This window comes from Bradyrhizobium sp. B117 (genome assembly GCF_038969555.1).
GTDB lineage: Bacteria > Pseudomonadota > Alphaproteobacteria > Rhizobiales > Xanthobacteraceae > Bradyrhizobium.
The window spans coordinates 3,110,840-3,135,629 of sequence record NZ_CP152414.1 but is presented as its reverse complement, the minus strand read 5'-3'; the positions used below and the strand labels follow the sequence as shown (position 1 = coordinate 3,135,629).

At 63.9% G+C, this 24,790-nt stretch carries 25 protein-coding genes; 15 read left to right on the top strand and 10 right to left on the bottom strand.

Annotation, left to right across the window (positions count from 1 at the left end):
- Positions 1-40: 40 nt before the first annotated feature.
- Entirely contained in the window at positions 41-835 is a 795-nt protein-coding gene (locus AAFG16_RS15330; protein ID WP_342739660.1) for a pentapeptide repeat-containing protein, read from the top strand.
- A 27-nt stretch (positions 836-862) separates the two neighbouring features.
- Positions 863-1,210: a hypothetical protein gene (locus AAFG16_RS15325; RefSeq protein ID WP_342740908.1), complete on the top strand. Its 348-nt coding sequence runs from the start codon at positions 863-865 to the stop codon at positions 1,208-1,210.
- A 120-nt stretch (positions 1,211-1,330) separates the two neighbouring features.
- Here AAFG16_RS15325 and AAFG16_RS15320 read toward each other — a convergent pair whose 3' ends face one another.
- From AAFG16_RS15320 to AAFG16_RS15300, 5 genes are all read right to left on the bottom strand, one after another.
- Positions 1,331-1,540 carry a hypothetical protein gene (locus AAFG16_RS15320; protein WP_342739659.1) on the bottom strand — a complete coding sequence of 70 codons (210 nt, stop codon included), beginning with the start codon at positions 1,538-1,540 and terminating at the stop codon, positions 1,331-1,333.
- Between the two features lie 284 nt (positions 1,541-1,824).
- Entirely contained in the window at positions 1,825-2,694 is an 870-nt protein-coding gene (locus AAFG16_RS15315) for a hypothetical protein (protein WP_342739658.1), read from the bottom strand.
- A 243-nt stretch (positions 2,695-2,937) separates the two neighbouring features.
- Positions 2,938-3,018 (bottom strand): pyrroloquinoline quinone precursor peptide PqqA, encoded by an 81-nt coding sequence (gene pqqA, locus AAFG16_RS15310; protein WP_012029362.1) that lies wholly within the window; start codon positions 3,016-3,018, stop codon positions 2,938-2,940.
- 228 nt (positions 3,019-3,246) lie between these two features.
- Complete coding sequence (locus tag AAFG16_RS15305; protein ID WP_342739657.1) at positions 3,247-3,576, bottom strand: hypothetical protein; 330 nt, start codon at positions 3,574-3,576, stop codon at positions 3,247-3,249.
- Between the two features lie 144 nt (positions 3,577-3,720).
- Positions 3,721-4,113, bottom strand: a complete 393-nt coding sequence (locus AAFG16_RS15300; protein WP_027562366.1) for a calcium-binding protein — start codon at positions 4,111-4,113, stop codon at positions 3,721-3,723.
- Positions 4,114-4,426: 313 nt separating this feature from the next.
- Between AAFG16_RS15300 and AAFG16_RS15295 the strand changes: the two genes are divergently transcribed.
- From AAFG16_RS15295 to AAFG16_RS15270, 6 genes are all read left to right on the top strand, one after another.
- Positions 4,427-6,091, top strand: a complete 1,665-nt coding sequence (locus AAFG16_RS15295) for a methanol/ethanol family PQQ-dependent dehydrogenase (RefSeq protein ID WP_342739656.1) — start codon at positions 4,427-4,429, stop codon at positions 6,089-6,091.
- Between the two features lie 10 nt (positions 6,092-6,101).
- Positions 6,102-6,458, top strand: a complete 357-nt coding sequence (locus AAFG16_RS15290; protein WP_342739655.1) for a cytochrome c — start codon at positions 6,102-6,104, stop codon at positions 6,456-6,458.
- Positions 6,455-7,378: a transporter substrate-binding domain-containing protein gene (locus AAFG16_RS15285; RefSeq protein ID WP_342739654.1), complete on the top strand. Its 924-nt coding sequence runs from the start codon at positions 6,455-6,457 to the stop codon at positions 7,376-7,378. The genes AAFG16_RS15290 and AAFG16_RS15285 overlap by 4 nt, the downstream gene beginning before the upstream one ends.
- A gap of 290 nt (positions 7,379-7,668) precedes the next feature.
- Positions 7,669-8,664 carry an FUSC family protein gene (locus AAFG16_RS15280; protein WP_342739653.1) on the top strand — a complete coding sequence of 332 codons (996 nt, stop codon included), beginning with the start codon at positions 7,669-7,671 and terminating at the stop codon, positions 8,662-8,664.
- Between the two features lie 121 nt (positions 8,665-8,785).
- A complete protein-coding gene (locus AAFG16_RS15275; protein ID WP_342739652.1) occupies positions 8,786-9,787 on the top strand; it encodes a tripartite tricarboxylate transporter substrate binding protein in 1,002 nt (333 codons plus the stop codon).
- A gap of 135 nt (positions 9,788-9,922) precedes the next feature.
- Positions 9,923-10,348 carry a hypothetical protein gene (locus AAFG16_RS15270; protein ID WP_283085295.1) on the top strand — a complete coding sequence of 142 codons (426 nt, stop codon included), beginning with the start codon at positions 9,923-9,925 and terminating at the stop codon, positions 10,346-10,348.
- Positions 10,349-10,388: 40 nt separating this feature from the next.
- Here AAFG16_RS15270 and AAFG16_RS15265 read toward each other — a convergent pair whose 3' ends face one another.
- On the bottom strand, positions 10,389-11,357 hold the full coding sequence (locus tag AAFG16_RS15265) for a helix-turn-helix domain-containing protein (RefSeq protein WP_283085294.1): 969 nt from the start codon (positions 11,355-11,357) through the stop codon (positions 10,389-10,391).
- Positions 11,358-11,871: 514 nt separating this feature from the next.
- Between AAFG16_RS15265 and xoxF5 the strand changes: the two genes are divergently transcribed.
- From xoxF5 to AAFG16_RS15230, 7 genes are all read left to right on the top strand, one after another.
- Entirely contained in the window at positions 11,872-13,677 is a 1,806-nt protein-coding gene (xoxF5, locus tag AAFG16_RS15260; protein ID WP_283085293.1) for a lanthanide-dependent methanol dehydrogenase XoxF5, read from the top strand.
- A gap of 110 nt (positions 13,678-13,787) precedes the next feature.
- Positions 13,788-14,279 (top strand): c-type cytochrome, methanol metabolism-related, encoded by a 492-nt coding sequence (locus tag AAFG16_RS15255; RefSeq protein ID WP_342740907.1) that lies wholly within the window; start codon positions 13,788-13,790, stop codon positions 14,277-14,279.
- A 60-nt stretch (positions 14,280-14,339) separates the two neighbouring features.
- The gene (locus AAFG16_RS15250) at positions 14,340-15,449 is read left to right on the top strand and encodes an S-(hydroxymethyl)glutathione dehydrogenase/class III alcohol dehydrogenase (RefSeq protein WP_342739651.1); all 1,110 of its coding nucleotides are present in this window, start codon (positions 14,340-14,342) and stop codon (positions 15,447-15,449) included.
- Positions 15,450-15,482: 33 nt separating this feature from the next.
- Positions 15,483-16,046 carry an S-(hydroxymethyl)glutathione synthase gene (gene gfa, locus AAFG16_RS15245; RefSeq protein ID WP_283085291.1) on the top strand — a complete coding sequence of 188 codons (564 nt, stop codon included), beginning with the start codon at positions 15,483-15,485 and terminating at the stop codon, positions 16,044-16,046.
- A gap of 617 nt (positions 16,047-16,663) precedes the next feature.
- A complete protein-coding gene (locus AAFG16_RS15240) occupies positions 16,664-17,116 on the top strand; it encodes a (2Fe-2S)-binding protein (protein ID WP_129274700.1) in 453 nt (150 codons plus the stop codon).
- A 1-nt stretch (position 17,117) separates the two neighbouring features.
- On the top strand, positions 17,118-19,430 hold the full coding sequence (locus AAFG16_RS15235) for a molybdopterin cofactor-binding domain-containing protein (protein WP_342739649.1): 2,313 nt from the start codon (positions 17,118-17,120) through the stop codon (positions 19,428-19,430).
- 180 nt (positions 19,431-19,610) lie between these two features.
- Positions 19,611-19,871, top strand: a complete 261-nt coding sequence (locus AAFG16_RS15230) for a hypothetical protein (protein ID WP_342739648.1) — start codon at positions 19,611-19,613, stop codon at positions 19,869-19,871.
- A 254-nt stretch (positions 19,872-20,125) separates the two neighbouring features.
- Here the strand turns inward: AAFG16_RS15230 and AAFG16_RS15225 are convergent, their stop codons facing one another.
- The 4 genes from AAFG16_RS15225 to AAFG16_RS15210 all read right to left on the bottom strand — a co-directional run bounded on the left by AAFG16_RS15225 (position 20,126) and on the right by AAFG16_RS15210 (position 24,467).
- Positions 20,126-21,853, bottom strand: coding sequence for a methanol/ethanol family PQQ-dependent dehydrogenase (locus AAFG16_RS15225; protein ID WP_283086891.1), 1,728 nt, complete (start codon positions 21,851-21,853; stop codon positions 20,126-20,128).
- A gap of 129 nt (positions 21,854-21,982) precedes the next feature.
- Positions 21,983-22,636, bottom strand: coding sequence for a Rieske (2Fe-2S) protein (locus tag AAFG16_RS15220; RefSeq protein WP_283085288.1), 654 nt, complete (start codon positions 22,634-22,636; stop codon positions 21,983-21,985).
- Positions 22,637-22,881: 245 nt separating this feature from the next.
- The gene (locus AAFG16_RS15215; RefSeq protein WP_342739647.1) at positions 22,882-23,346 is read right to left on the bottom strand and encodes a group III truncated hemoglobin; all 465 of its coding nucleotides are present in this window, start codon (positions 23,344-23,346) and stop codon (positions 22,882-22,884) included.
- Positions 23,347-23,615: 269 nt separating this feature from the next.
- On the bottom strand, positions 23,616-24,467 hold the full coding sequence (locus AAFG16_RS15210; RefSeq protein WP_342739646.1) for a 3-hydroxybutyryl-CoA dehydrogenase: 852 nt from the start codon (positions 24,465-24,467) through the stop codon (positions 23,616-23,618).
- Positions 24,468-24,790 lie beyond the last annotated feature (323 nt).

The window sequence follows — 24,790 nt, the reverse complement described above, 5'->3', positions numbered from 1 at the left end:
GCCGCCCGCGTGCTAGACAGACGTGAAGCGGAGCCTGATAATGAAGGCAACGGTTGCACTGATAGCGCTCGGTGTCGTGCTCGCCGCACCTGCGGCAAACGCGCAGGACATGATGCGCGACGTTGACCTCACCTCGCCAGCGATGATGTCGGCCGAGATGAGCCGGGCGGAGGTCGAAACCATGCTCGCGGGAGCAAGTGCGGCCGCACCCGCGGACTTCACCGGCAAGCGACTCTCGGGCCTCGACCTGTCGGGCCTGAACATGTCCGGGGCCATTCTTCGCGCGGCACGGCTGAACAAGACCAGGCTCGCAGGCGCCCAACTGGATCGCGCGATCCTCGATCAGGCCTGGCTGCTGGAGGCCGATCTCACCGGCGCGAGCCTCAGGGGCGCGAACCTGTTCGCTGCGCAAATGGTACGCGCGCGCCTCGACGGCGCCGATCTGACCGGCGCTCGCATCGCCGCTGATCTCACCGGCGCAAGCCTCGTCGGTGCCTCGATCGCGGAGGCGCGTCTTGGCGCCGACATGCGCAACCAGTCGATGGGGCTGATGCGCGCCGTCCTGCGCTCGGCCAATCTGACCGGCTTGAACGCGCGCGACGCCGATCTCTCGCGCGCCGATCTCGAATTTGCTTCCCTCAAAGGCGCCGATCTCACCGCCACCTCGCTCAAGGGCGCCCAGCTCGGTGGCGCCGACCTCAGCGGAGCAACCGTCATCGGCACCGATTTCGAGGGCGCCGATCTCGTCTCGACCAGGCTGATCGCGCCGATCGGCCTTGACCGCGCCAAGAATTTCGACAAGGCAAAGAACCGGGAGCGCCTGATCAGACAATAGCGGCGCCGCTTTGGGGAGTGCGAAATGATGCGTTGGTGTCTCGTCTTGATCGCGGCGTTGGTGTGTGCCGGTGAAGCCGCCGCCCAAACGAAGGGCAAGGGCATTCGGCTCTGGAATCTGACGACCGAGACGATCTCCGGTTTCCAGCTCTCGCCGACCGGCAAGACCGACTGGGGCCCGAACCAGTGCCTGAACGACAAGGACAAGGAGGTCGACCACGACGAGCGGCTGCGCATCACCGGCGTCGAGCCCGGCCGCTACGATGCCAAGGTCAGCTATCCCAATGCCCGGCAGTGCATCGTCCGCGACATCGAGATCAAGGCCGATGCCGTGTTCTCGATCGCCGACAAGGATCTAAAGGACTGCACGAAGTAGTGGCTCTCCCTCATCCTGAGGAGCCTGCGGGGCAGGCGTCTCGAAGGATGAAGGGCCTGCATGGTTCGAGACGCCGCTACGCTGCGCCTCACCATGAGGGACTAAGGCTGTGCGGGCAGCTTACGCCTTGTCGTTCGGATGCGGATATTCGCAGCGCCATCGCACCGCCTGCCATTTCGGGTGATCGCCGATCCATTGCGCGATATAGGGCGGCGCAGCCATCGCGCATTGCCGCGGCGAGCCCGCATAGTTGAACACCAGATGCTGCTCCTCGCAGGTCGCAGGCGAGAGCAGCGCACACACAGTCACCACAAGGTCGATCGGATTCATGCCGGGTCCTCTCGCGCGGGGGCAATCAAAGATTAGCATGAAAGGCTACGTTCCACGGAGGGGGAAGTTTCAAACCGGCGTGAGGGATGCGGAACTGGCGATCCACACTCCTCTTCCCTTCTCCCCTTGTGGGAGAAGGTGGCGCGAAGCGCCGGATGAGGGGTATTTCTCCACGAGACAGGTGTCCGTGCGGAGAGAGACCCCTCACCCGGCTTCGCTGCTGCGAAGCCACCCTCTCCCGCAAGGGGAGAGGGTGTACTGCCCTTGCGGCGACAAGCTCATTTTTAGAAGTTCACCCCGAACACGAGCCGCGCCTGGTGCCGCTCGAAATTGACGAGATCGAGATTACCGCCCGTCCCTGCCGGCCGGCCCCAGGCCTGCATGCTCCAGCTGAGAGTGAGCCGCGATTGCTCCGAAAGCTGGAAATAGGCGGTGGGTCCGACGAACAGGGCCTGCCCCGAGAGCTCGCCGAGGCCGATGCCTTCATATTGCCGGAAGTAGCGCATCTCGCCGCCGAGCAGCACGTTGGGGCGCACGCGCACCAGGCCGCCGAAGGCGGCACCGATGGTCGAGCTCCTTTCCGAGACGCCCGCCAGCTCGAAGCGCGCCCATTCCGGCTGATAGATCAAATTGAGCGCGCCGATGACGAAGTTCGGGACGAGCTCGCGGTCGAAGGCGAGCCTGAAGTCGGTCCCGTACATTCGCCCCTTGGCGCCGCTGATCTCGTCGATGCGGTCGCCGTGGAGCTCAGCGGCGATGGTCAGGCCGAACGGCGCACGCTCGCGGTCGAGCAGACGATAGCGCAGGTCGAGCGAGGCGCCTTGGAAGTTGAACTGGCGGCGGTCGTCGATGTCAGGGACGCCGGTGATGTCGTGCCAGCTGGCGGTGCCGCCGAGCTCGATGCGGAAGTTCGGCAGCGGCACCACCTCGATCTCGACCTCCTGCGCGAGGGCGCGATAGGTGCCGCCGCCCTTGCCGAAGCGCCCCGTGGTCTGGGTCTGGAATTCACGCTCACCGGGATTGCCGACATCGGTGCCGATCATGAAGCCGAAGATGTGCTCGGTATCGAAGCCGTCCTCGGCGCTGACGCATGTCGGTGCAACCGCGAGGCCGCACACCACCGCCGTCCAAAATCTGAGAGCTCCGATCCGCATCCCGTCTTCCGCATGCGCGCGCCGATTTGATGCGGCAACAGCGCTGACTGAGGGATCAGCGTAACACACTGCGGCTAGAGCACGATCGGGATTTTGGAGGAGAAGTGCCGACGTCCGGACAAGTGTGGCTTTGCATCAACGGCAAAGCATCGAGGACAACCTGCGGGACGCGGCCATGAGCGGCAGCAACACTGCCGCGGCCTCGACGGCATTCGCCATCGAAGCCGCGGCAGGTCGTCAGACTTACTTGCGCGCAGCGCAGGCGTACATGTTGATTTCCATGCCGACCGGCACTTCCACGATCTTCGGAGCTTTCCAGGCCATTCGGGTCTCCCCAAGGAATTGAGCGCGACATCGCGCGGGGCAAAACCTAGGGCTGCCTCCTCCATAGTTCAAGCTTCGATTCGAGTGTCGTGCGGGTCTGTGTCGATTCTTCGCGACTGCATTTCTCTCTCGGGCAAAACCAGTTCCCTCTTGGTCAAACACGACCCACTGAGAGCCAGCTTGTGCGGCGCACCGGGCGTCGAATCGACACGACCCTGGGCCTCGCCGTCAGCAACCTTTGTCGGCCGTCGCTGCGTTCGGCTTGGCACCTTCGGCCCGCTGTGCCGCTGTCGGCTCGCTCTGCATCTGCCGCTGCGCATCCTCGGACGACGCCGGTGTTTCACCGCTCGCGCGATTCATCGTGCTGGTCGGCGGATGCTGGCTGGTGTCGCCCGCTGAACTCGACGAATGGGACTGCGCCGAGCCCACCGTGACGGGACCGGAGCCGGCATCCTTGTCATTGGCTGCGCTGCCGGTGTTGCAGGGGCCCGCGACGGCGACACCGGCGCTCAACGTCAGGATCGCGCATGCAGCAAGGACGGATCGTTTCGTGTTCATCTGCATCATCTCCTCTCCTCCCGTCGCGCAGCCCCGGGCGCCGGCAGGAGTTGCGGAGAGAACAGGCCGGGCAGCCCGATGTTCCTGATGTCGGGGCGGAATTGATCGCAATCCGCCGTCGTCGGCTTGTTCCGGTTGAGGCGCTCAGCGCAGCAAGCGCAGCAGCGCGCGGCCGGCGCGCGAGTTCAACTCCTTCGCATCCAGCGTCCCGTCCTTATCGGGATTGGCTGCGTTGAAGCGCTGCTCGACCACCGCCAGGTATTCGTCGAGCGTGAGAGTCCCGTCGTGATCAGGATCGGCGGCAGCGAGCTCTTTCGCCGATAACCGCCCGCGCAACTCGCGCGCATCGAGGGTGCCGTCGTGGTCGGGATCGAGCTTGGCGAACAAGGCGCTCGCAGCCTTCTTCACCTCGGCGAGATCGAGCGTGCCGTCATTGTCGGTGTCGAACATCTTTACCGCGCTGCCGGAAGCCGACCAGGCCGGACCGGACAGCACTGCAATGGTGAGCGCAAGCGCAATCGAGCGACGTGACATCATCGAAACCTCCTGGCCATGAGCCCCTGATCTCCCGGGGCGTCCACAAGCCTGCCCCGATTCAAGCCCGGAATGCAACCTGCGCACTGCACAACCCGTGGAACCCGCCTGTCGAAACCGGCGGTCCGCGCTCGGCACTGCTTCATGCCACGGAATTTTTTGCAGCGCCTGCACACAAGCGCGAGTCGATTGTCAGGTTTCCGTAAGGCACATCCGCATATCGGCGGCGCACTTTCGACTTTCGTATTGACGGGTTTTGCATTCGGGCGGAGTGTTACGTCGCAGCGTCAAAAGGCGCGCATATTGGGAGGAACGGATGAAACGCTTTGCGATGGCCGCGAGCCTCGTCATGCTTGCATCGACATGTGCAAGCGCTCAGACCACCGAGCAACTGGTCAAGGGCGCGACCGATACATCGAACGTTCTCAACTACGGGATGGGCTACAATCTCCAGCGTTTCTCGACGCTGAACCAGATCAACAAGGACACGATCAAGAACCTCGTCCCGGTCTGGAACTACTCCTTCAACGATGATCGTAGCGAGGAATCCCAGCCCCTGGTGTACCAGGGCGTGATCTACGTGACCTCCCACAACGCGACCATGGCGGTCGACGCCAAGACCGGCAAGCAGATCTGGAAATCCAAGATCGAATATCCCGCCGAGACGCCGCGCGTCGTCTGCTGCGGCATCATCAACCGCGGCGCCGCGCTCTACGACGGAAAAGTGTTTCGCACCACGCTCGACGCCAACGTGATCGCGCTCGATGCCAAGGATGGCAAGGAGCTGTGGCGGCAGAAGGCGGCCGACATCAAGGAAGGCTATTCGATGACCGTGGCCCCGCTGGTGGCCGACGGCGTCGTCATCACCGGCATCTCCGGCGCCGAGTTTGGCACCCGCGGCTTCATCGACGGCTGGGATCCGGCAACGGGCAAGCATCTCTGGCGCACCCATTCGATCCCCTCGCCGGACGAGCCCGGCGGCGATACCTGGAAGGGCGACACCTGGAAGCTCGGCGGCGGCTCGACCTGGATCACCGGCTCCTACGATCCCGAGCTGAACACGGTCTATTGGGGCATCGGCAATCCCGGACCGTTCAATTCGGCAGTACGCCCCGGCGACAATCTCTACACCTGCTCCGTGCTGGCGATGGATCCCAAGACCGGCAAGATCAAGTGGCACTACCAGTTCTCGCCGAACAACCCGTTCGACTATGACAGCGTGGCCGAGATGGTGCTCGCCGACATGAACGTCGAGGGCAAGCCGACCAAGGTGCTGATGGACGCCAACCGCAACGGCTTCTTCTACGTGCTCGACCGCACCAACGGGAAGCTGCTCGCGGCCAATCCTTATGTGAAGGTGAACTGGGCGACCGGCATCGACATGAAGACGGGCCGGCCAATCGAGACGGACGTTTCGAAGGACGCACGCGAAGGCAAGAAGGTCGTCGTCTACCCATCACTGCTCGGTGGCAAGAACTGGGAGCCGATGTCGTTCAATCCGCAGACCGGACTCGCCTATGCCAACACGCTCGCATTCGGCGGTCACTACAAGACCGAGCCAGTGACCTATAAGGCCGGCGAATGGTACCTCGGCATGGATCTGACGGACCTCTGGGACTGGCCCGACGGGCCGCGTGGTCACCTCAAGGCGATCGATCCGATGACCGGCAAGGCGAAGTGGGAGGCGCCGAGCGACATCCCCCGCTTCTCCGGCGTGTTGTCGACCGCGGGCGGCGTCGTATTCACGGGCGCGTTGACCGGAGAGTTTGAAGCATTCGACGCCGACAGCGGCAAGAAGCTCTGGCAGTTCCAGACCGGCTCGGGGATCGAGGGACAACCGATCACATGGCAGCAGGACGGCGTGCAATATGTCGCCGTGACCAGCGGCTATGGCGGCGTCTACTCGATCTTCTCGGGGGACGAACGGCTTGCGGGCGTGCCGGCCGGCGGCTCGCTGTGGGTCTTTGCGGTCAAGCAATAACCGCGGCACGATGCTGAAACACATCTCTCACAAGACGGTGGCGGTCCTCGCCACCGCCCTGGTGCTGACGGTCGCGCTTGCGGCGACCGTCCGTGCCGCGGATGAGACGACCGGCGATCCCGTGCAGGCGCAGATCGACCATGGCAAGTCAACCTACGCCTCGAAATGCTCGCACTGCCACGGCCCCAATATGATGAATTCCGGCACCATCACGCCGGATCTGCGCGCCTTTCCCGACGACAAGACGCGCTTCGTCACCACCGTGAAGAACGGCAAGAACAACAAGATGCCGCCTTGGGGCGACATCCTCAGCGACGACGAGATCGGGAATCTCTGGGCCTTCGTTTCGAGCCGGAGAAAGCCGTGAGGACCTGGCTTGCAGCATGGAGCGTCGGCGCGATTCTCGCGGCGACCACCGCGCATGCGGCCGACGATCCACTCAAGATCTGCCTCGACGAGGACCGGCCGCCGCTCTCGGCGCATCACAGGGGCAAGCCGGATGCCGGCTTCGACGTGCTGCTGGCCCAGGCGGTCGCGCAGCGTATGGGGCGACCGCTGACGATCCAGTGGTTCGAGAGCAAGCTGGATGAGGATTCCAGCCCGCAACTCGAAGCCAACGCGCTGCTCTCCGACGGACGCTGCGCGCTGGTCGGCGGCTACGCGCTGACGGCGGATTCCCTCGTCAAGCCCGGCATGAAGACGGCGCGCCTGCCGGACTTTTCCGGCGCGACGCGCGATGACAGGCGCCGCCGTGTCGCGCTCGGCGTGCTTGCGCCGAGCCAGCCTTATCTCTATTCGCCGATGACGGTGGTGCTGGGGCCGACGGCGCAGAACCGCAAGATCGGCGACGTCGGCGATCTCGCGGGCCTTCGCCTCGCGATCGAGAGCGGCTCGCTCGGCGATGCCATCCTGATGACGTTCGACAGGGGACGCCTGATCGACAATATCACCCATCTCGTCCCCGGGCGCGACGACCTGCTCGGCGCGCTCCAGCGCGGCGACTATGACGCGACCCTGATCGATCTTGCCCGGTTCGACGCCTATCGCGCCGCGCATCCCGATACGGCCGTCACCGCCTCCGGCCATTATTACCCGATCGGCGCCAATCGCGGTTATGTCGGGCTTGCCAGCAATGGCGCGCTGATGGATGCCGTCAACAAGGCGCTGACGGAGCTTGCAGCGGACGGCAGGATCGCGGAGCTCGGCAAGCGGGCCGGCCTCACCTATCTGCCGCCGCGCGAGCCCGCAATCCTGGGCGACGTCTGGATGAAGATCATTCAGCGGTAGAGGTTCTCCCGTCCCGGACGCGGTGCTCCCGGCGCGACGTCCGGGACACGAGACCAAAATCTTCGCATACAGGTGTACCTACGTCGTCATTGCGAGCGCAGCGAAGCAATCCAGAGTCCCTCCGTAGAAAGATTCTGGATTTCTTCGCTGCGCTCGCAATGACGGAGTACGCAACATCGGCAGCATATCCCTTGCGCCGCCGGACGACATCGACTGGCCTGGCGGCGGCATGAACTCATATAATGTCCGCATTTCATTCGCCCCTCCGGTGCTCCGTGAATTCACCCACCATGCCGCCTGCCGCGGGCCTCCGCGACGTCCTCGCCCGCGAGATCAAGACCGCTGAGCTCGTGCGCGCGCTGATCGTGGTCGGGCCGATGGTCGCAGCCTATTTCATCGCGCGCGAGACCGCGCTGCTCAACCTCGGCCTCGTCGCGGTGTCGCTGCTCATTCCCGCGCTCCGGCAGCACTTCCCGCCGAAAGTGGTCGCCTGGCACTATCTCGCCATCCTCGTCACCTTCGCCGCGCTGTTCTTTGCAGCTCCGGTCAAGCCGCTCTTCGTGGTGCTGACGGCGCTCGCCGGCTTCCTGGCTGTCGCGGGAACGCGCTATGGCGAACATTTCCGCACGCTCGGCAATTGGGTGTTCATCCCCGCCGTCTATCTCGCCTGCGAGGTGCGCGAGGGCGTCAGCGCCTCGGAAGCGCTTCGCCATGCCGGCGTGATCATCGTCTCCTCGCCGATCGCGCTGGCGCTGGTCTGTGCCATCCAGATTTACGACCAGCGCCGGCGCGGCACTGCCGCGACCTCGTTCGGACCGCCAGCGGCCGAATGGTTTCTGCCCGCGCTCGCGACCGCGATGGCGGTCTTTGCCGCAGCGGCGCTGGTCGAGATCCTCAACCTTGCGCAGGGGCAATGGGTGATGTGGTCGGCCGCGAGCGTCGTGGTCGGCGATCTCACGGCATCCACCGGCAAGCTGAAGCAGCGGGCGATCGGGGCCTTCGTCGGCGTGCCGCTCGGCTTTCTCGCTGGCCTTGCCCTGCCGCAAAGCCGCGTCGGCTATGCGACCGCGGTGCTCGCGGCCACCCTCACGCTGATCTCGTTCTCCCGCTATATCGTCGGCTTCGGCCTGCGCTGCTTCTTCATTGCGCTGGCGGCCTCCTTTGCCGGCGGCGCCAGCGGCATTGCCGAGGAGCGTATCATCAACGTGCTGATCGGCGGCACCTTCGGCCTGATTGCGGTGGCCGTGACCGAGATCGTCTGGCTGCGGATGATGCGGAAGGCCTGATTGTTCGGCAGACGGGAGAAAGGGCCCTCCTCGCCTTTTCGAATGCGCCAATCTGTCTCGCCTGCCGCCCATGATGGCGCCGGCCCGATGCAGTAGGCTCGACAAAAATCGGGAGGGAATCATGTCCGCAAAATTCGATCGCCGCCACTTCATCGCCGGCGGCAGCGTTGCACTCGCGATGCCTTTTGTCCCGCGCGGCGTCTCGGCACAGGGTACATCGCAGGGTACTTGGCCCTCGCGGCAGATCCGCATGATCTGCAGCTACCCGGCCGGCGGGCAGACCGATTTGCTCGCCCGTGCCTATGGCGAATTCATCTCCAAGCAGGTCGGCAAGACCGTCGTCGTCGAGAACAAGCCGGGTGCTTCCGGCGCGATCGGCACGGCGGAAGTCGCCCGCGCCGAGCCCGACGGCCACACCATGCTGTGCTCGATCTCGACCACCTACATCATGAATCGGGTGGTGATGAAGAATCCCGGCTATGACATGGACAAGGATCTGACGCTGGTCAGCGTCATCCCGGGCGCTGGCCTGCTGCTGATCGCGAACCCCAAGACCGGCGTCAAGACGCTGGAGGATTTCGTCGCCTTCGCGCGCAAGAGCGGCAAGGTAAATTTCGGCACCTACAGCGCCGGCTCGGCGCCGCACATGACGATCAACGAGCTCAACAAGCAGTACGGTCTCAACATCGAGCCGGTCCATTATCGCGGGGAAGCGCCGATGTGGACGGGCATGCTGGAAGGCACGCTCGATGCCGCCATGGGGAGCTACACGGCGGCGCAATCGGTCCTGCAAAGCGATCGCGGCACCGTCTTCGCGGTGCATTCGAAGAAGGTCGACGCGCTTCCGGCCGTCAAGACGCTCCCCGAGCAGGGTGCGACGTCAAAGTTCTTCACGGTGAGCGGCTTTTCGGGGTGGGCGGTGCCGAAGGCGACGCCGCAACCGGTCGTCGACCGCCTCGCCGAGCTCTGCGTTGCCGCCAACAGCGATCCGAAGGTGAAGGAGGTTCTCGCGACCTTCGTGCTCGAGCCGGCCATCGGCTTCAAGGCGACCAATGACCTGTATCAGCGCGAGCTGCCGATCTGGATCGAGAGCGCAAAGTCGCTCGGCCTCGAGCCGGCCTGAAGCACGAACCGCGACGCGGCGCCGGTCGCTCTTCCGGCCCGGGTCCGACCAAAAGCCTAGTGTCGGAAAACGTACTTTCCCGCTATGATTGTGCGCCGGAAACCCTCGCCGGCGCGCACAAGAAGGGCCGATCGCATGACACCCGATGCCGTCGCCGTCGCCGTTATGATCATCCTGCTCTTTCCGATGGGCTATTTCACGCTGGCCTCGCCCGCCTTCCTGCTGGTGAAGCTCGATATCCAGCCCGTCGCTCAATTGCTGCGCGGAATGTTCAATGCGCATTTCCTGGTGATGCGCGTTGCCGGCCTCATCGGAGCGGTGGCTCTGCTCCTCGATGGTCGCCTGCTCGCCGCGCTGGGCGTCGGCATGCTCGCAGCCCTGGCCATCTGGGGACGCCCCTGGTTCATGCGACGGATGGACGACGAGCTCAGCGCGAGGGATGCCGGCGATGCCGAGGCCCCGCGTCGGCTACGCCGGCTGCACTGGAGCGGAATGCTCGGCAACGCGGCTTTGCTCGTCGCGCTCCTCGCCAGCATTCCCTACATGGCAACGACGGCCTGAGCGGCACCGTTATCGCCGGAGCTGTCCCGGCAATGCCGGCCTAATGCTCGTCTGCGACGGCGCTGGCCTGCTGCGCCTTGTGGATCGAGGATGGCACCACGCCGAAATATTTCCGGAAGACGCGGCTGAAATGCGATGAGCTTGAGAAGCCCCAGGAGAACGCGACATCGGTGATGGTCTTGCCGGCGTGGGCCTCGAGCTCCTGGCGGCAGTTCTGCAAGCGTGCCTGCCAGATGTAGTCGCTCACAGTCGTGCCGCGCTCGGAGAACAGCATGTGCAGATAGCGCTTGGAGCAGCCGAGCTCGGCCGAGATCTGGTCGATGCACAGATCCGGATCGCGCAGGTGCTCGCGGATGAAGAACTGCGCGCGCACATACATCGCCTCGGGCCCGACGCGATCGAACATCGTGTCGGCTTCGCGCAGCGGCAGCAGCAACAGGTCGATCAGCGAATCGGCGACGCCGACCGCGCTGTTCGCCGACAGCTTGGCCGCCTCGTCGAAGGTCGCATGGACGAAGTCGTGCGCGATCCGACCCGTGCCGGTCTTCGCCGACAATTTGCAGGCCGGCATCCGCTGCGACGGGAAGCCGCGATCGCGCAGCAACGACTTGGGCACGATCACGACGTCGTGACGGGTGAAGGCGGGGCTGATGATCGAATGCGGACAGGAGACGTCATAAGCGATGATGTCGCCGGGATTGAGTTCGATATGGCGGCCTTCCTGCTCGAAATAGGACACGCCGTAGGTCTGGAAGTGGATCTTGATGTACGGGTGCTCATTGGCCTTGGCGCGTGCCATCGTATGCGCGATGCGATGCTGACTCACCTCGATCTGGCACAGCTTCAGGCGCGAGACGGAGGTGTAGTCGATGCGGCCTTCGAGCGAGGACGCCTCCAGCGGATCGACGTCGAAATGCCCACACAGGCTCGTGAGCCCGTCGATCCAGCTTTGGATCTGGCGCTTCGGCGTCATTCCGGTCGTCGAGAGCGTGTGAATTGTGTCGGACATTAATCCAGCCACTGGTTTGATCCGGAGATTCGACGCGAATCGCGACCGGCGTGCCGGAGCCCTCAGCCGTGATTGCGTGACGTTTACCTCGAATTTGAGCGGTCTTTTGCAGCGAGCGCCATCGCTCCATTGCCACCCTTGAGGGTTAATCCTCCGCCTTAGTTGCACCGCCGTCAAGGGGAACCTGAGTGCTGACGGCGCTCCAGAAGCCGCGCGGAAGCCGCTGAATTCGCTACTGCAAAATCAAAATCTTCGCCTCCGTGCGCTGTCAAGCAAACCGCCTTCTCTCTTGGGCAAGTTTCCCTATGATGAAGCCGTTAGGGATTGCGTCAGGAACAACAAGAACGGGCCGCTCCTGCACGTGGACCCGTGGCTCTCATCCAGGAGGAGGAAACAGCACAGCATCGTTTCTGGTCCCAATCGTGACCGCCCTGCACGAGCAGACGCCGGACGAGAAGCCCGGTGATTGATCAATGCTTCGGAAACAATAAACGAGACCAACGGAGGAATAACTATGCGCAAGGTGCTACTGGCGACCTATCTTGGCTCCGCGGCGGCTCTCGCCGTCGGCAGCGCCTCAGCCAATGATGAGCTGATCAAGATGTCGCAGAACCCGAAAGACTGGGTGATGCCGGCGGGCGACTACGCCAATACCCGCTATTCTAAGCTGAACCAGATCAACGCACAAAACGTGGGCAAGCTCCAGGTCGCCTGGACCTTCTCCACCGGCGTGCTGCGCGGCCATGAAGGTGGCCCGCTGATCGTCGGCAACGTCATGTACGTCCACACACCGTTCCCGAACAAGGTCTACGCCATTGACCTTTCCAACGAGAACAAGATCATCTGGAAGTACGAGCCGAAGCAGGATCCGAACGTCATCCCGGTGATGTGCTGCGACACGGTTAACCGCGGCCTGTCCTACGGCGACGGCAAGATCATCCTGCATCAGGCCGACACCAACCTCGTCGCGCTCGACGCCAAGACCGGCCAGGTGGCCTGGTCGGCGACGAACGGCAATCCGGCGAAGGGCGAGACCGGCACGTCGGCGGCGCTAGTCGTCAAGGACAAGGTCCTGGTCGGCATCTCCGGCGGCGAATTCGGCGTGCAGTGCCACGTCACCGCTTACGATCTCAAGAGCGGCAAGCAGGTCTGGCGTGCCTTCTCCGAAGGCCCGGATGACCAGATCAAGGTCGATCCGGCCAAGACGACGTCGCTCGGCAAGCCGGTCGGAGCCGACTCCTCGCTGAAGACCTGGCAAGGCGATCAGTGGAAGATCGGCGGCGGCTGCACCTGGGGCTGGATGTCCTACGATCCCGCTTTGAACCTCGTCTATTACGGGTCGGGCAATCCCTCGACCTGGAATCCGAAGCAGCGTCCGGGCGACAACAAGTGGTCGATGACCATCTTCGCGCGCGACGCCGACACCGGCATGGCCAAGTGGGTCTATCAGATGACGCCCCACGACGAGTGGGACTATGACGGCGTCAACGAGATGATCCTCTCGGATCAGCAGATCAACGGCCAGGCGCGCAAGCTCTTGACCCATTTCGACCGCAACGGTCTCGCCTACACCATGGATCGTGAGAGCGGCGAACTGTTGGTCGCCGAAAAGTACGATCCGAAGGTGAACTGGACCTCCGGCGTCGACATGGACAAGAACTCGGCGACCTATGGCCGTCCGAAGGTGCTCGACGCAGCTTCGACCGACAAGGCGGGCGAGGACCACAACGTGAAGGGCATCTGCCCGGCCGCGCTCGGCACCAAGGACGAGCAGCCGGCAGCCTACTCGCCGGACACGCAGCTGTTCTACGTCCCGACCAACCACGTCTGCATGGACTACGAGCCGTTCAAGGTGAGCTACACCGCGGGCCAGCCCTATGTGGGTGCGACGCTCTCGATGTATCCGCCGCAGGGTGAAAGCCACATGGGCAACTTCATCGCCTGGGACGGCAAGACCGGCAAGATCGTCTGGTCGAACAAGGAGCAGTTCTCGGTCTGGTCGGGTGCGCTCGCAACCGCCGGCGGCGTGGTGTTCTACGGCACGCTCGAAGGCTACCTGAAGGCGGTCGACGCCAAGTCCGGCAAGGAGCTCTACAAGTTCAAGACTCCGTCGGGCATCATCGGCAACGTCACCACCTATGAGAACGGCGGCAAGCAGTATGTCGCAGTGCTCTCGGGCGTCGGCGGCTGGGCCGGCATCGGTCTGGCAGCCGGTCTGACCGATCCGACCGCAGGTCTCGGCGCAGTCGGCGGCTACGCGGCGCTCAGCAACTACACGGCTCTCGGCGGCACGCTGACCGTGTTCTCGCTGCCCAACTAGGCCCCTCAGCATCGCTCCGGCGCGTGGATCGCTCCACGCGCCGGTTCGTCTCCACCGAACGCCTTCCGAGGAACAATCTCTTGCGTAAAATCTGCTTTGTCATTGCTGCGATGATCTTCGTTGGGTCGGGAGGAATTGCGATCGCGGACGGTCCGGGCGACCCGACCGCCGTGAAGAAGGAAGACGACGGCAAGTGGCTCGATAAGGAAGGCAATCCGACCTACAAGATTTCGGCCGACGGCACCGTGGACTGGTTCACCTATTCCGGCTACCGCCGTTATCACTCCGATTGCCACGTCTGCCATGGCCCCGACGGCATGGGATCCACTTACGCACCGGCGCTGAAGGATTCCGTCAAGACCATGAGCTACGGCGACTTCCTCGGCGTGGTCGCCTCCGGCCGCAAGAACATCTCGACCGCGCAGGAGAACGTCATGCCGGCGTTCGGGGACAACCCGAATGTCGCCTGCTACATGGACGATCTCTACGTCTATCTCCGCGCCCGCTCGGCCGAAGCCTGGGGCCGGCAGCGTCCTTCCAAGAAGGAAGAGAAGAACGAGGCCTACACCAAGGCTGAAGACGCCTGCATGGGCAAGAAATGAACGTTACGGAGACTGCCAAGACTACGTCCTGGCGTCTGCTGAGAATTTGAGGAGCTACCGATGAAGACACGTGCCGCCGTCGCTTTCGAAGCCAAGAAGCCGCTCGAGATCGTCGAAGTCGATCTGGAAGGACCCAAGGCCGGCGAGGTCCTGGTCGAGATCAAGGCGACGGGCATCTGCCACACCGACGCCTACACGCTCGACGGCTTCGACAGCGAGGGAATCTTCCCATCGATCCTGGGGCATGAAGGCGCCGGCATCATCCGCGAGATCGGCCCCGGCGTGAGCTCGGTGAAGCCGGGCGACCATGTCATTCCGCTCTACACGCCGGAATGCCGGCAGTGCAAAAGCTGCCTGAGCCAGAAGACCAATCTCTGCACCGCGATCCGCGCGACGCAAGGCAAGGGCGTGATGCCCGACGGCACCAGCCGCTTCTCCTACAAGGGCAAGCCGATCTATCACTACATGGGCTGCTCGACCTTCTCGAACTTCACCGTGCTGCCGGAGATCGCGGTCGCCAAAATCCGCGAGGACGCGCCCTTCGACAAGAGCTGCTACATCGGCTGCGGCGTCACCACCGGCGTCGGCGCCGTCGTCAACACCGCCAAGGTCGAGCCGGGCTCCAACGTCGTCGTGTTCGGTCTCGGCGGCATCGGCCTCAACGTGATCCAGGGCGCCAAGATGGCCGGCGCCGACAAGATCATCGGCGTCGACGTCAACGATTCCAAGGAAGATTGGGGCAAGCGGTTCGGCATGACCCACTTCGTCAACCCGAAGAAGGTCACGGGCGACATCGTCCAACATCTCGTCGGCCTCACCGACGGCGGCGCCGACTACACCTTCGACTGCACCGGCAACACCACCGTGATGCGCCAGGCGCTGGAAGCCTGCCATCGCGGCTGGGGCACCTCGATCATCATCGGCGTCGCCGAAGCCGGCAAGGAGATCGCCACCCGCCCGTTCCAGCTCGTCACCGGGCGCAACTGGCGCGGCACCGCCTTCGGCGGCGCGCGCGGCCGCACCGACGTGCCGAAGATCGTCGACTGGTACATGAACGGAAAGATCCAGATCGATCCGATGATCACCCACGTACTCAAGCTCGAAGAGATCAACAAGGGCTTTGACCTCATGCACGAGGGCAAATCCATCCGTTCCGTCGTCGTGTACTAGCCCACAGGCATCGCACCCAAGGAGGATCGACCCATGACTGTTGCACTCCATCCCTCGATCGATAACGGCGTCAAACAGGGCAGCGGCAGCTTTGCCGGCGGCACGCTGGTCTGCAAATGCAAGGACCACCCGGTCAAGGTCGCGGTGAAGGGCGACGTCGCCCACAACCACGCCTGCGGCTGCACCAAGTGCTGGAAGCCCCAGGGCGCAACCTTCTCGGTCGTCGCCGTGGTGCCGCGCCAGAACGTCAGCGTGCTCGAAAACGGCGACAAGCTCCAGATCGTCGATGAGTCCGCGGTGATCCAGCGCCATGCCTGCAAGGCCTGCGGCACGCACATGTACGGCCGCATCGAGAACAAGAACCACCCGTTCTACGGCCTCGACTTCATCCATCCCGAGCTGTTCCAGGAGCAGGGCTCGCAGGCGCCGCAATTCGCCGCCTTCGTCTCCTCCGTGATCGAATCGGGCGTGAAGCCGGAGCAGATGGCGGGCATCCGCGCGCGGCTGAAGGAAATCGGGCTCGAGCCCTATGACTGCCTGTCGCCGGCACTGATGGACGCGATCGCGACCCACGTGGCCAAGGCCAAAGCGGCCTGAGCGAGGCCGCCTGAACACAGCCCTGCCCGTCCGCTCACCGGCGTCGACCAACGCCGGTGAGCCGGACGGGTCCGGCCTCGGAACGATCGCGGCGTGCCCCGCCGCCTCCGTACGGCGCGTATGCGTGAGGGCCATTGGCTCCTCAGTCCTGGTCTCTGAATGACTGCGCAGTGCCGCCTGCTTCCTGATTGAAGTCCGCGGTGCCTGCGTTTCTCCCTCCCTCGACTGAGGCATCCTGCTTCGTCCGTGCAGTCTTTTCTCGCGGACGAAGCCTTTTTTGTGCGTCCGCTTGGAAGGCGCGCGGCGCGATGTCGCGCCCTGCTTTTGACAAACCATCGATGCAATCTTTTCCCGGTGAGAACACTCGGCTGTGAACGCCGGGTCGGCGCGATCTCTGCTACGGTCGAGCCGTCACGATGCCGCGCGAAGTTCAATCAATTAAGAACAAGACGGGAGGTATCGAGCACATCCAGACATCGCCATTGGCGTTCCTGCCTCCCTCCGGGATTTGCCCGCGCGGGACGACGGCAGATATTTGGCGATACGACGCACGAGCCACTGCCGATCCAAATCGGCGCATTTGAATTCGACATGCTTATGAAGAGCGAGGGACGATCATGATCAAGGTGAAGATCAACGGCCAGGAACAGAGCTGGGACGGCGACCCGGATCTCCCGCTACTCTGGTTCCTGCGCGACGAGGCCGGGCTCACCGGCACCAAGTACGGCTGCGGCCAAGCCCTTTGCGGCGCCTGCACTGTCATCGTCGACAAGGAAGCCGTGCGCTCCTGCATCACGTCGATCAACGACGTCGCCGGACGCGAAGTCACCACGATCGAGGGACTGCATCCGAACGGCGACCACCCGGTGCAGAAGGCCTGGCGCCAGGTCAACGTGCCCCAATGCGGCTTCTGCCAGGCCGGCCAGATCATGCAGGCCGCGGCGCTGTTGATGGACAACCCCAAGCCGTCGCACGACCAGATCCGCGAGGCGATGGCCGGCAACATCTGCCGCTGCGGCTGTTACCAGCGCATCGAGAACGCCGTCCACCTCGCATCGACGGGAGTGTGACATGAATTTCATCGACAATCCCGGCAAGCTCCGTGGCTTCGAAAAGCACATCAAAGTCGAGAAGGTCTCGCGCCGCAGCATCCTGAAGGGGCTCGGCATCACCGGCGGGTTCGTGCTCGCCGCACCCGTGATGTCGCGCCAGGCCTTCGCCTACGAGACCGGCGCCGGCAAGATGCCGCATGGCGTCGTGGTCGATCCGCGCGTCTTCGTCGCGGTCGCACCCGACGGCATCGTCACTATCCTCGCTCACCGCTCCGAGATGGGCACCGGTGTTCGCACCAGCCTGCCGCTGATCGTGGCGGAGGAGATGGAAGCCGACTGGTCCAAGGTGAAGGTGCAGCAGGCCCATGGCGACGAGGTCAAGTTCGGCAACCAGGACACCGACGGCTCGCGCAGCACGCGGCACTACCTGATTCCGATGCGCCAGATCGGCGCCTCCGCTCGCACCATGCTGGAGCAGGCCGCGGCCAAGCGCTGGAACGTGCCGGCGACCGAGGTCAAGGCCGTCAACCACGAGGTCGTCCATAGCGCCAGTGGTCGCAAGCTCGGCTTCGGCGAGCTCGCGGCCGACGGCGCCAAGGAATCGGTGCCGAGCATCGAAGGCCTCAAGCTGAAGGACCCCAAGGACTTTCGCTATCTCGGCAAGGGCCAGATCGGCATCGTCGACCTCCACGACATCACCACCGGCAAAGCGCAATATGGCGCCGATGTACGCCTGCCCGGCATGAAATATGCCGTGATCGCGCGTCCGCCGGTGACGGGCGGCAAGCTGGTCAAGTTCGAGCCGGACGGCGCGCTGAAGATCCCCGGCGTCGAGAAGGTGATGCAGGTGCAGGGCTGGCCATGGCCGTCGAAATTCCAGCCGCTTGGCGGCGTCGCGGTGATCGCGCGCAACACCGGTGCGGCGATCAAGGGCCGTGACGCACTGAAGCTGACCTGGGACGACGGCGCCAACGGCAAGTACGACTCGGTCGCCTATCGCAAGGAGCTCGAGGAGGCCGCCCGCAAGCCGGGCCTTGTCGTGCGCCAGGAGGGTGATGCCGACACCGCGCTGAAGAGCGCGGACAAGGTCATCGTCGGCGAATATTATCTGCCGCACCTCGCGCACGTCAGCATGGAGCCGCCAGTCGCGGTCGCCGACGTCAAGGGCGACAAGGCGGAGATCTGGGCGCCGGTGCAGAGCCCCGGCGGCACCCGCGAAGATGTCGCCAAGACGCTCGGCATCCCCGAGGGCAACGTCACCGTCAACGTGACGCTGCTCGGCGGCGGTTTCGGCCGCAAGTCGAAATGCGATTTTGCGCTCGAGGCTGCCCTCCTCTCGAAAGAACTGGGCGCACCCGTGAAGGTGCAATGGACGCGTGAGGACGATCTTCACCACGACTTCCTGCACACGGTCTCGGTGGAACGCATCGAGGCGGGGCTCGACAAGAGCGGCAAGGTGATCGCATGGCGCCATCGCAGCGTGGCACCGACGATCGCCTCGACCTTCGCCGCCGGCGCCAACCACGCGGCTCCCTTCGAACTCGGCATGGGCCTCGTCGACATGCCGTTCGAGATCGCCAACATCACCTGCGAGAACCCGGAAGCTGCGGCGTTCACCCGTATTGGCTGGTTCCGCTCGGTCTCGAACATTCCGCGTGCCTTCGCGGTGCAGTCGATGGTCGGCGAGATCGCAGCTGCGACCGGCCGCGACCAGAAGGAGACGCTGCTCGCGCTGATCGGCAGCCCGCGCATCGTCAAGCCGGCGGTGAAGGACCTGTGGAACTATGGCGAGCCCTTCGACAGCTATCCGATCGACACCGCGCGCCTGCGCAAGGTGGTCGAGCTGGTTGCAGAGAAGGGTGAATGGGGCCGCAAGGTGCCCAAGGGCCATGGCCTCGGCATCGCGGTCCACCGCAGCTTTGTCAGCTACATCGCGAGCATCGTCGAGGTGGCCGTCGACGACAAGGGCAAGCTGACGGTGCCGCGGGTCGACACCGCGATCGATTGCGGCACCTATGTCAATCCCGAGCGCATCGCCTCGCAGATCGAGGGCGCTGCGATCATGGGGTTGAGTCTTGCCAAATACGGCGAGGTCACCTTCAAGGACGGCAAGGTGGAGCAGAAGAACTTTGATGACTTCCAGGTCATCCGGATGGATGAATCTCCTATCGTCACCAACGTCTACATCGTTCCGCCCGGACCCGACACGCCGCCGAGCGGCGTCGGCGAGCCCGGCGTTCCTCCGTTCGCACCGGCGATGATGAACGCGATCTTCGCCGCGACCGGAAAGCGCATCCGCAACCTTCCGCTCGGCAAGCAACTCGAAACCTGAAGCATGATCCGGAAAAGTGCGCAGCGGTTTTCCCTCGCGACAAACGCGGAACGCGTTTGCGCGGAGATGATGCGCAAACAACAAGCTAAAGCGCGATGATGATTCTGATCTCATCGCGCTTTAGGCGGGGAACACAAGGCGGCCTCGCGCCGTTTCCATCGATCTGACAGGAGCAGATCGATGACCAACATTCCAAAGGCGCTCGCAGTCTCGTTTCTGTCGGGCGCCTTTTTCATGACCACGATGGGCGCGTTCGCCCAGAGCAACACGACGCCGCCGACCACGGCGACCCGCCCCACCGCGCCCGACCAGAACTCGCTTCCCAACGCCAACGCCCCGCCTCCTTCAACCACCCAGACCACCGGGCAGCACAACCCGGATCCGAAGGTTCGGGAGATGAACCAGAAGGAGAAGGACAAGGTGGACAGGCAGGGGAAGTAGTTATCTGACGGCTGCGCATGGATGTGCCCTCTCCCCTTGCGGGAGAGGGCCGCGACGCTGGGAGATACAACCTTGCTTGGGTGAGGGGTCTCCATCCTCACGAATGGTCTTGCGCGTGGAGAGAACCCCTCATCCGGCGCTTCGCGCCACCTTCTCCCGCAAGGGGAGAAGAAAGAAGCAAAATGCGGCGGACGTTGCCGTCCGCCGCATTCTCCACCCCCCTGCTGCTCCGCTTTCGTCGATCCGCCGCGGAGCTATTTCTTCAGCGCGAACACCCAGATCACGCCGCCTTGCGGCACGTTGGACTCGATGCCGATATTGTTGGTCGCGAGCGCATCCTGGATGCGCTGCGCGTCGACGCCCCAGCCGGACTGGATCGCGACGTATTGGGTGCCGTCGACCTCATAGGATACCGGCATGCCCATGATGCCGGAGTTGGTCTTCTGCTCCCACAAGAGCTCGCCGGTCTTGGCGTTGAAGGCGCGGAAGTTGCGGTCGTTGGTGCCCCCGGCGAAGACGAGATCACCCGCGGTTGCCGTCACCGAGCCGAACAGCTGCGATTTCGGGAAGTTATGCTGCCAGACTTTCTTGCCCGTGGTGGGATCCCAGGCCTGGAGCTCGCCAAAATGATCGGCGCCGGGCTTCGCCTTTAGGCCGATGTCCTCCGGCTTGGTGCCGAGCCAGAGCTCACCCGGCTTGAGCGGAAGCTTCTCGCCGGTGAAGCCGCCGCAGAAATTCTCGTTAGCGGGGACATAGACGAGACCCGTCTTCTGGCTGTAAGCCGCCGACGGCCAGTCCTTGCCACCCCACAGCGACGGACAGAACTCGACGCGCTTGCCGATGACCGGCTTGTGGTCGGGATCGACGATCGGCTTGCCGGTCTCCGCATCGATGCCCTTCCAGACGTCGGTTGCCACGAACGGCCAGCCAGCGACGTAGTTGATCTTGGTCGGCGCGCGCTCGAGCACCCAGAAGATCGCATCGCGTCCCGGATGGACCAGGCTCTTGATGCTGCGGCCGTCACGTTGCAGGTCGATCAGCATCGGCGCCTCGACCTCGTCCCAGTCCCAGGAATCGTTCTGGTGGTACTGATGATAGGTCTTGATCTTGCCGTTGCTCGGATCGAGCGCGAGCACCGACGAAGTGTAGAGATTGTCGCCGGGATGCATCTCGCCGGGCCACGGCGCGGCATTGCCGACGCCCCAATAGATCGTCTTGGTGTCCTTGTCGTAATTGCCGGTCATCCAGGCCGAGCCGCCGCCGTTCTTCCAGTCGTCGCCCTTCCAGGTGTCGTGGCCGGGTTCGCCCTCGCCTGGAATGGTGAAGGTGCGCCACAGCTCCTTGCCGTCCTTGGCGTCATAGGCGGCGACATAGCCGCGCACGCCGAACTCGCCGCCGGAGCCGCCGACGATGACCTTGCCGTCGACGATCAGCGGCATCAGGGTCATGTACTGGCCCTTCTTGTAGTCCTGCACCTTGGTGTCCCACACCACCTTGCCGGTCTTGGCGTCGAGCGCGACGACATGGTCGTCGGTGGTGGCAAGATAAAGCTTGTCCTCCCAGAGGCCGACGCCGCGGCTGGTTGGGTGCAGCTGGAACAGATCGTCGGGAAGCTGCCGCTTGTAGCGCCAATATTCGTCGCCGGTCTTCGCGTTGAGCGCGATCACCTGTCCCATCGGGGTTGCCACGAACATCACGCCGTTGTTGACGATCGGCGGCGCCTCGTGGCCTTCGACGACACCGGTGGCAAAGGTCCAGACCGGCGTGAGATTCTTGACGTTCGAGGTGTTGATCTGGTCGAGCGGGCTGTAGCCCTGGCCGTCATAGGTACGGCGGTAGAGCATCCAGTTGCCGGCTTCCGGATTTTCCAGGCGCTGCTGGGTGACTGGCGCGTAGCTCTCGATCGGGCCGGCAATTGCAGCGGTCGAGACAAGACACGTGAAGGCGACGAAGCCGGACAGGTACCATTGCTTCCTGGTCATGGACGTTTTCATGGACGTTCCCCTTTTTCATCCGCTTGAATTCTTGTTCTCTATTCTTGTCGTTCGTCCCGTCGTCCGCCCCTCGGCGGATGCGGCCTCTCGTGACGCGGGCACAACCCGCACCGTCCATCATCCTGGCTGCGCGCCACCTACCTTTCCGATGAAATTGCCGGCGACGCTGAGCGAGCCGTCAGCGAGCGCCAGCGGCAGCGCGGCGAGCCGTCGCGGCGCCGGCCCGAACACGACCTGCGCGCCCTCGCGAGGATCGTATTCGGAATTGTGGCACATGCACTTGAACACATCCTTGTCGCCGACATCGCTCTTGACCCAGGCGGTGACGGGACAGCCGGCATGCGAGCAGATCGCCGAATAGGCGAGGATGCCGTCGACCGCACGCGCGCGGGTCTTCTCGTCGAGCTCGGCGGGATCGAGCCGAATGATCAGGAGCTCGTTGAGGCGCGAGGCGCTGCGCACGACCGATGTCTTGGGGTCCTTCGGCCAGGCATGCACCGGCGGTCCGCCCGCCGGCAGATCGGCGGCGGTGATGAGCTTTCCCTCCTGGTCTCCTTCGGAGAAGACGAGCACGTCGCCGTTTTGCGGACGCTCGTCGGAGCCGGGCGGATCCTCACCCGCGCGCGCCCGTGTGGAACAGCCGAGACACGCGGTGCTGGCGAGTGCGCCGAGCAGGATCGCTCGTCGCGTCTGCTCCGTACCCGCGTCAGCTTCGGGTTCCGCAATCGTCTCGGAGTATGAGAAAGGGGTGTTGAACGGTGCGCTGGCCATGCCCGCTAGCAGGCGCTGGAACTCTGCCGAAAACAAGGCGAAGGATTGGCGCCGCAGTGCATCAATATGTCTTTGCTCGTTTTGATTGAGCGAGAACACATGCGTTCGCGCGCGTTTTTGCGACTTCTACGTCGCATCGCGCGAACGGCATGATGATTTTGCAGATCAGACCGATGATGCTGGAATTGGTGCGACGCGCCATCGCGATACGAGCCTGCGCGTGTCTCGTGCAGGCATTCTGTATTTCAGGACCTCAGGAGGTGACGCGGCGAAGCGATGCGACCTGCGATGGTGGCCGAAGCCATTTCAAAGCTGTCGGCGATGCGCCGCGCCTTGTCGATGAACAGCGCAGCCGCCGGCGGCGGACAGACTTCGTGCGCCGTCTGCTCGAACAGATCGAGCCAACGGTCGAAATGATCGCCAACCAGACTCAGCGGCACATGCGCCCGCATCGGCGAGCCATGATAGCGGCCGCTCATCAGCACGACCGACGACCAGAAATCCCTAAGCTTGGCGAGGTGCTCGTCCCAATTCTGCACGATCGCGAACACCGGCCCGAGCAGCGCGTCCTCGCGCACGCGTCCGTAGAAGCGAGCGACGAGTTCCCCGATCATCTCCTCGGTGATCCCGGTCCGCTCGATCGCATCCTGGGTCAACAGGCTCCGCCGCGCGGCCGCCGCCTCGCGCTCGGCCTTCAGTCGATCCGACATGTTTCTCTTCGTCCGTTTTCGTCTTTCCCTCTCCCCTTGTGGGAGAGGGTGGCTCGCCGCGGAGCGGCGAGACGGGTGAGGGGTATCTCTCTGCATGCTCTCAAGCGTTTGAGTCTGCGGAACTAACCCCTCATCCGGCGCTTCGCGCCACCTTCTCCCACAAGGGGAGAAGGAAGGAAGCTCGATGAAATTGCGCGCGGCGTCTTTGTCGCGGCGCAAATTGCGGGGATCGGACGGCGGACGCGAAAGGCCCGCCGCTTGCACCATGATCAGGTGCCGTAAGTGTAAAAACCCTGCCCCGTCTTGCGGCCGAGATGGCCGGCATCGACCATTTCCTTGAGCAAGGGAGCCGGACGGTATTTAGGATCGTTGAAGCCCTTATAAAAGACCTCCATCACCGAGAGCATGGTGTCGAGGCCGACGAGATCGGCCAGCGCCAGCGGTCCGATCGGATGGTTGCAGCCGAGCTTCATGCCGGCGTCGATCTCTTCCGCCGTCGCGATCCCTTCCTGCAGCGCGAAGATCGCCTCGTTGATCATCGGGCACAGGATGCGGTTGACGGCAAAGCCCGGGCTGTTCTTGGCCGTGATCGCCACCTTGCCGACGCGCTGGGCGAAATCGAGCGCCTTGGCGTGGGTGTCGTCGGAGGTCTGCAAGCCGCGGATGAGTTCCAGCAATGCCATCACCGGCACCGGGTTGAAGAAGTGCATGCCGATGAAACGATCGGGACGGTCGGTCGCGGCGGCGAGCTTGGTGATCGAGATCGAGGAGGTGTTGGTCGCAACCAGTGTGCGCGGCGACAGCGTGGCGCAGAGATCCTTCAGGATCTTGACCTTGAGCTCCTCGTTCTCGGTCGCGGCTTCGATGACGAGGTCGCAATCGGAGAGTTTGGCGCGGTCGGTGGTGCCGGTGATGCGCTTGAGCGTCGCCTCGCGATCGGCCGCCGACATCTTCTCCTTCTTGACCAGGCGCTCGAGGCTGCCGCCGACGGTCGAAATTCCGCGGTTCACCGCCGCATCGGAAATGTCGACCATCACGACCGAAAGCCCGGCCGCGGCGCAAACCTGCGCGATGCCGTTCCCCATGGTCCCTGCCCCGATGATGCCAACGGTCTGGATCATTGCCTCACATCCTTCATCCTTGCGGGGCGCGCCGGTACGGCCCGGCCCCATTGTTCCCGTATCAGGGTCTAGCACCGCCGCCGGGCGGGGGCGACCTGATCATGCCCCTTCCTTAAAGCATCCGAAGCGGGAATAAAGCCGCCATTCGGCCGCGAAACGGCAAGATTTGGCGGCCTGGCAGGTTGTTTTTCCGAATTTGCGCGTGCTCGCCCCCGGCGCCTTGCAGTGGGGGACGGCTGAGCCCGACCCGTTCGGACCACCTTGATCTACATCAATCGGACGATGCGGTGCCCGCTGACGGTGTGCTGTAATCGATGCGCAAT

Bases quoted from the DNA above. Each gene is read 5' to 3' on its own strand.
- AAFG16_RS15315 (WP_342739658.1), bottom strand. From the start codon at position 2,694: ATGCGGATCGGAGCTCTCAGATTTTGGACGGCGGTGGTGTGCGGCCTC.
- AAFG16_RS15275 (WP_342739652.1), top strand. From the start codon at position 8,786: ATGTCCGCAAAATTCGATCGCCGCCACTTCATCGCCGGCGGCAGCGTT.
- gfa (WP_283085291.1), top strand. From the start codon at position 15,483: ATGACTGTTGCACTCCATCCCTCGATCGATAACGGCGTCAAACAGGGC.
- AAFG16_RS15215 (WP_342739647.1), bottom strand. From the start codon at position 23,346: ATGTCGGATCGACTGAAGGCCGAGCGCGAGGCGGCGGCCGCGCGGCGG.
- AAFG16_RS15325 (WP_342740908.1), top strand. From the start codon at position 863: ATGCGTTGGTGTCTCGTCTTGATCGCGGCGTTGGTGTGTGCCGGTGAA.
- AAFG16_RS15305 (WP_342739657.1), bottom strand. From the start codon at position 3,576: ATGAACACGAAACGATCCGTCCTTGCTGCATGCGCGATCCTGACGTTG.
- AAFG16_RS15330 (WP_342739660.1), top strand. From the start codon at position 41: ATGAAGGCAACGGTTGCACTGATAGCGCTCGGTGTCGTGCTCGCCGCA.
- AAFG16_RS15250 (WP_342739651.1), top strand. From the start codon at position 14,340: ATGAAGACACGTGCCGCCGTCGCTTTCGAAGCCAAGAAGCCGCTCGAG.
- AAFG16_RS15300 (WP_027562366.1), bottom strand. From the start codon at position 4,113: ATGATGTCACGTCGCTCGATTGCGCTTGCGCTCACCATTGCAGTGCTG.
- AAFG16_RS15255 (WP_342740907.1), top strand. From the start codon at position 13,788: ATGATCTTCGTTGGGTCGGGAGGAATTGCGATCGCGGACGGTCCGGGC.
- AAFG16_RS15240 (WP_129274700.1), top strand. From the start codon at position 16,664: ATGATCAAGGTGAAGATCAACGGCCAGGAACAGAGCTGGGACGGCGAC.
- pqqA (WP_012029362.1), bottom strand. From the start codon at position 3,018: ATGGCCTGGAAAGCTCCGAAGATCGTGGAAGTGCCGGTCGGCATGGAA.
- AAFG16_RS15210 (WP_342739646.1), bottom strand. From the start codon at position 24,467: ATGATCCAGACCGTTGGCATCATCGGGGCAGGGACCATGGGGAACGGC.
- AAFG16_RS15230 (WP_342739648.1), top strand. From the start codon at position 19,611: ATGACCAACATTCCAAAGGCGCTCGCAGTCTCGTTTCTGTCGGGCGCC.
- AAFG16_RS15235 (WP_342739649.1), top strand. From the start codon at position 17,118: ATGAATTTCATCGACAATCCCGGCAAGCTCCGTGGCTTCGAAAAGCAC.
- AAFG16_RS15280 (WP_342739653.1), top strand. From the start codon at position 7,669: ATGCCGCCTGCCGCGGGCCTCCGCGACGTCCTCGCCCGCGAGATCAAG.
- xoxF5 (WP_283085293.1), top strand. From the start codon at position 11,872: ATGCGCAAGGTGCTACTGGCGACCTATCTTGGCTCCGCGGCGGCTCTC.
- AAFG16_RS15220 (WP_283085288.1), bottom strand. From the start codon at position 22,636: ATGGCCAGCGCACCGTTCAACACCCCTTTCTCATACTCCGAGACGATT.
- AAFG16_RS15320 (WP_342739659.1), bottom strand. From the start codon at position 1,540: ATGAATCCGATCGACCTTGTGGTGACTGTGTGTGCGCTGCTCTCGCCT.
- AAFG16_RS15265 (WP_283085294.1), bottom strand. From the start codon at position 11,357: ATGTCCGACACAATTCACACGCTCTCGACGACCGGAATGACGCCGAAG.
- AAFG16_RS15290 (WP_342739655.1), top strand. From the start codon at position 6,102: ATGCTGAAACACATCTCTCACAAGACGGTGGCGGTCCTCGCCACCGCC.
- AAFG16_RS15270 (WP_283085295.1), top strand. From the start codon at position 9,923: ATGACACCCGATGCCGTCGCCGTCGCCGTTATGATCATCCTGCTCTTT.
- AAFG16_RS15295 (WP_342739656.1), top strand. From the start codon at position 4,427: ATGAAACGCTTTGCGATGGCCGCGAGCCTCGTCATGCTTGCATCGACA.
- AAFG16_RS15225 (WP_283086891.1), bottom strand. From the start codon at position 21,853: ATGACCAGGAAGCAATGGTACCTGTCCGGCTTCGTCGCCTTCACGTGT.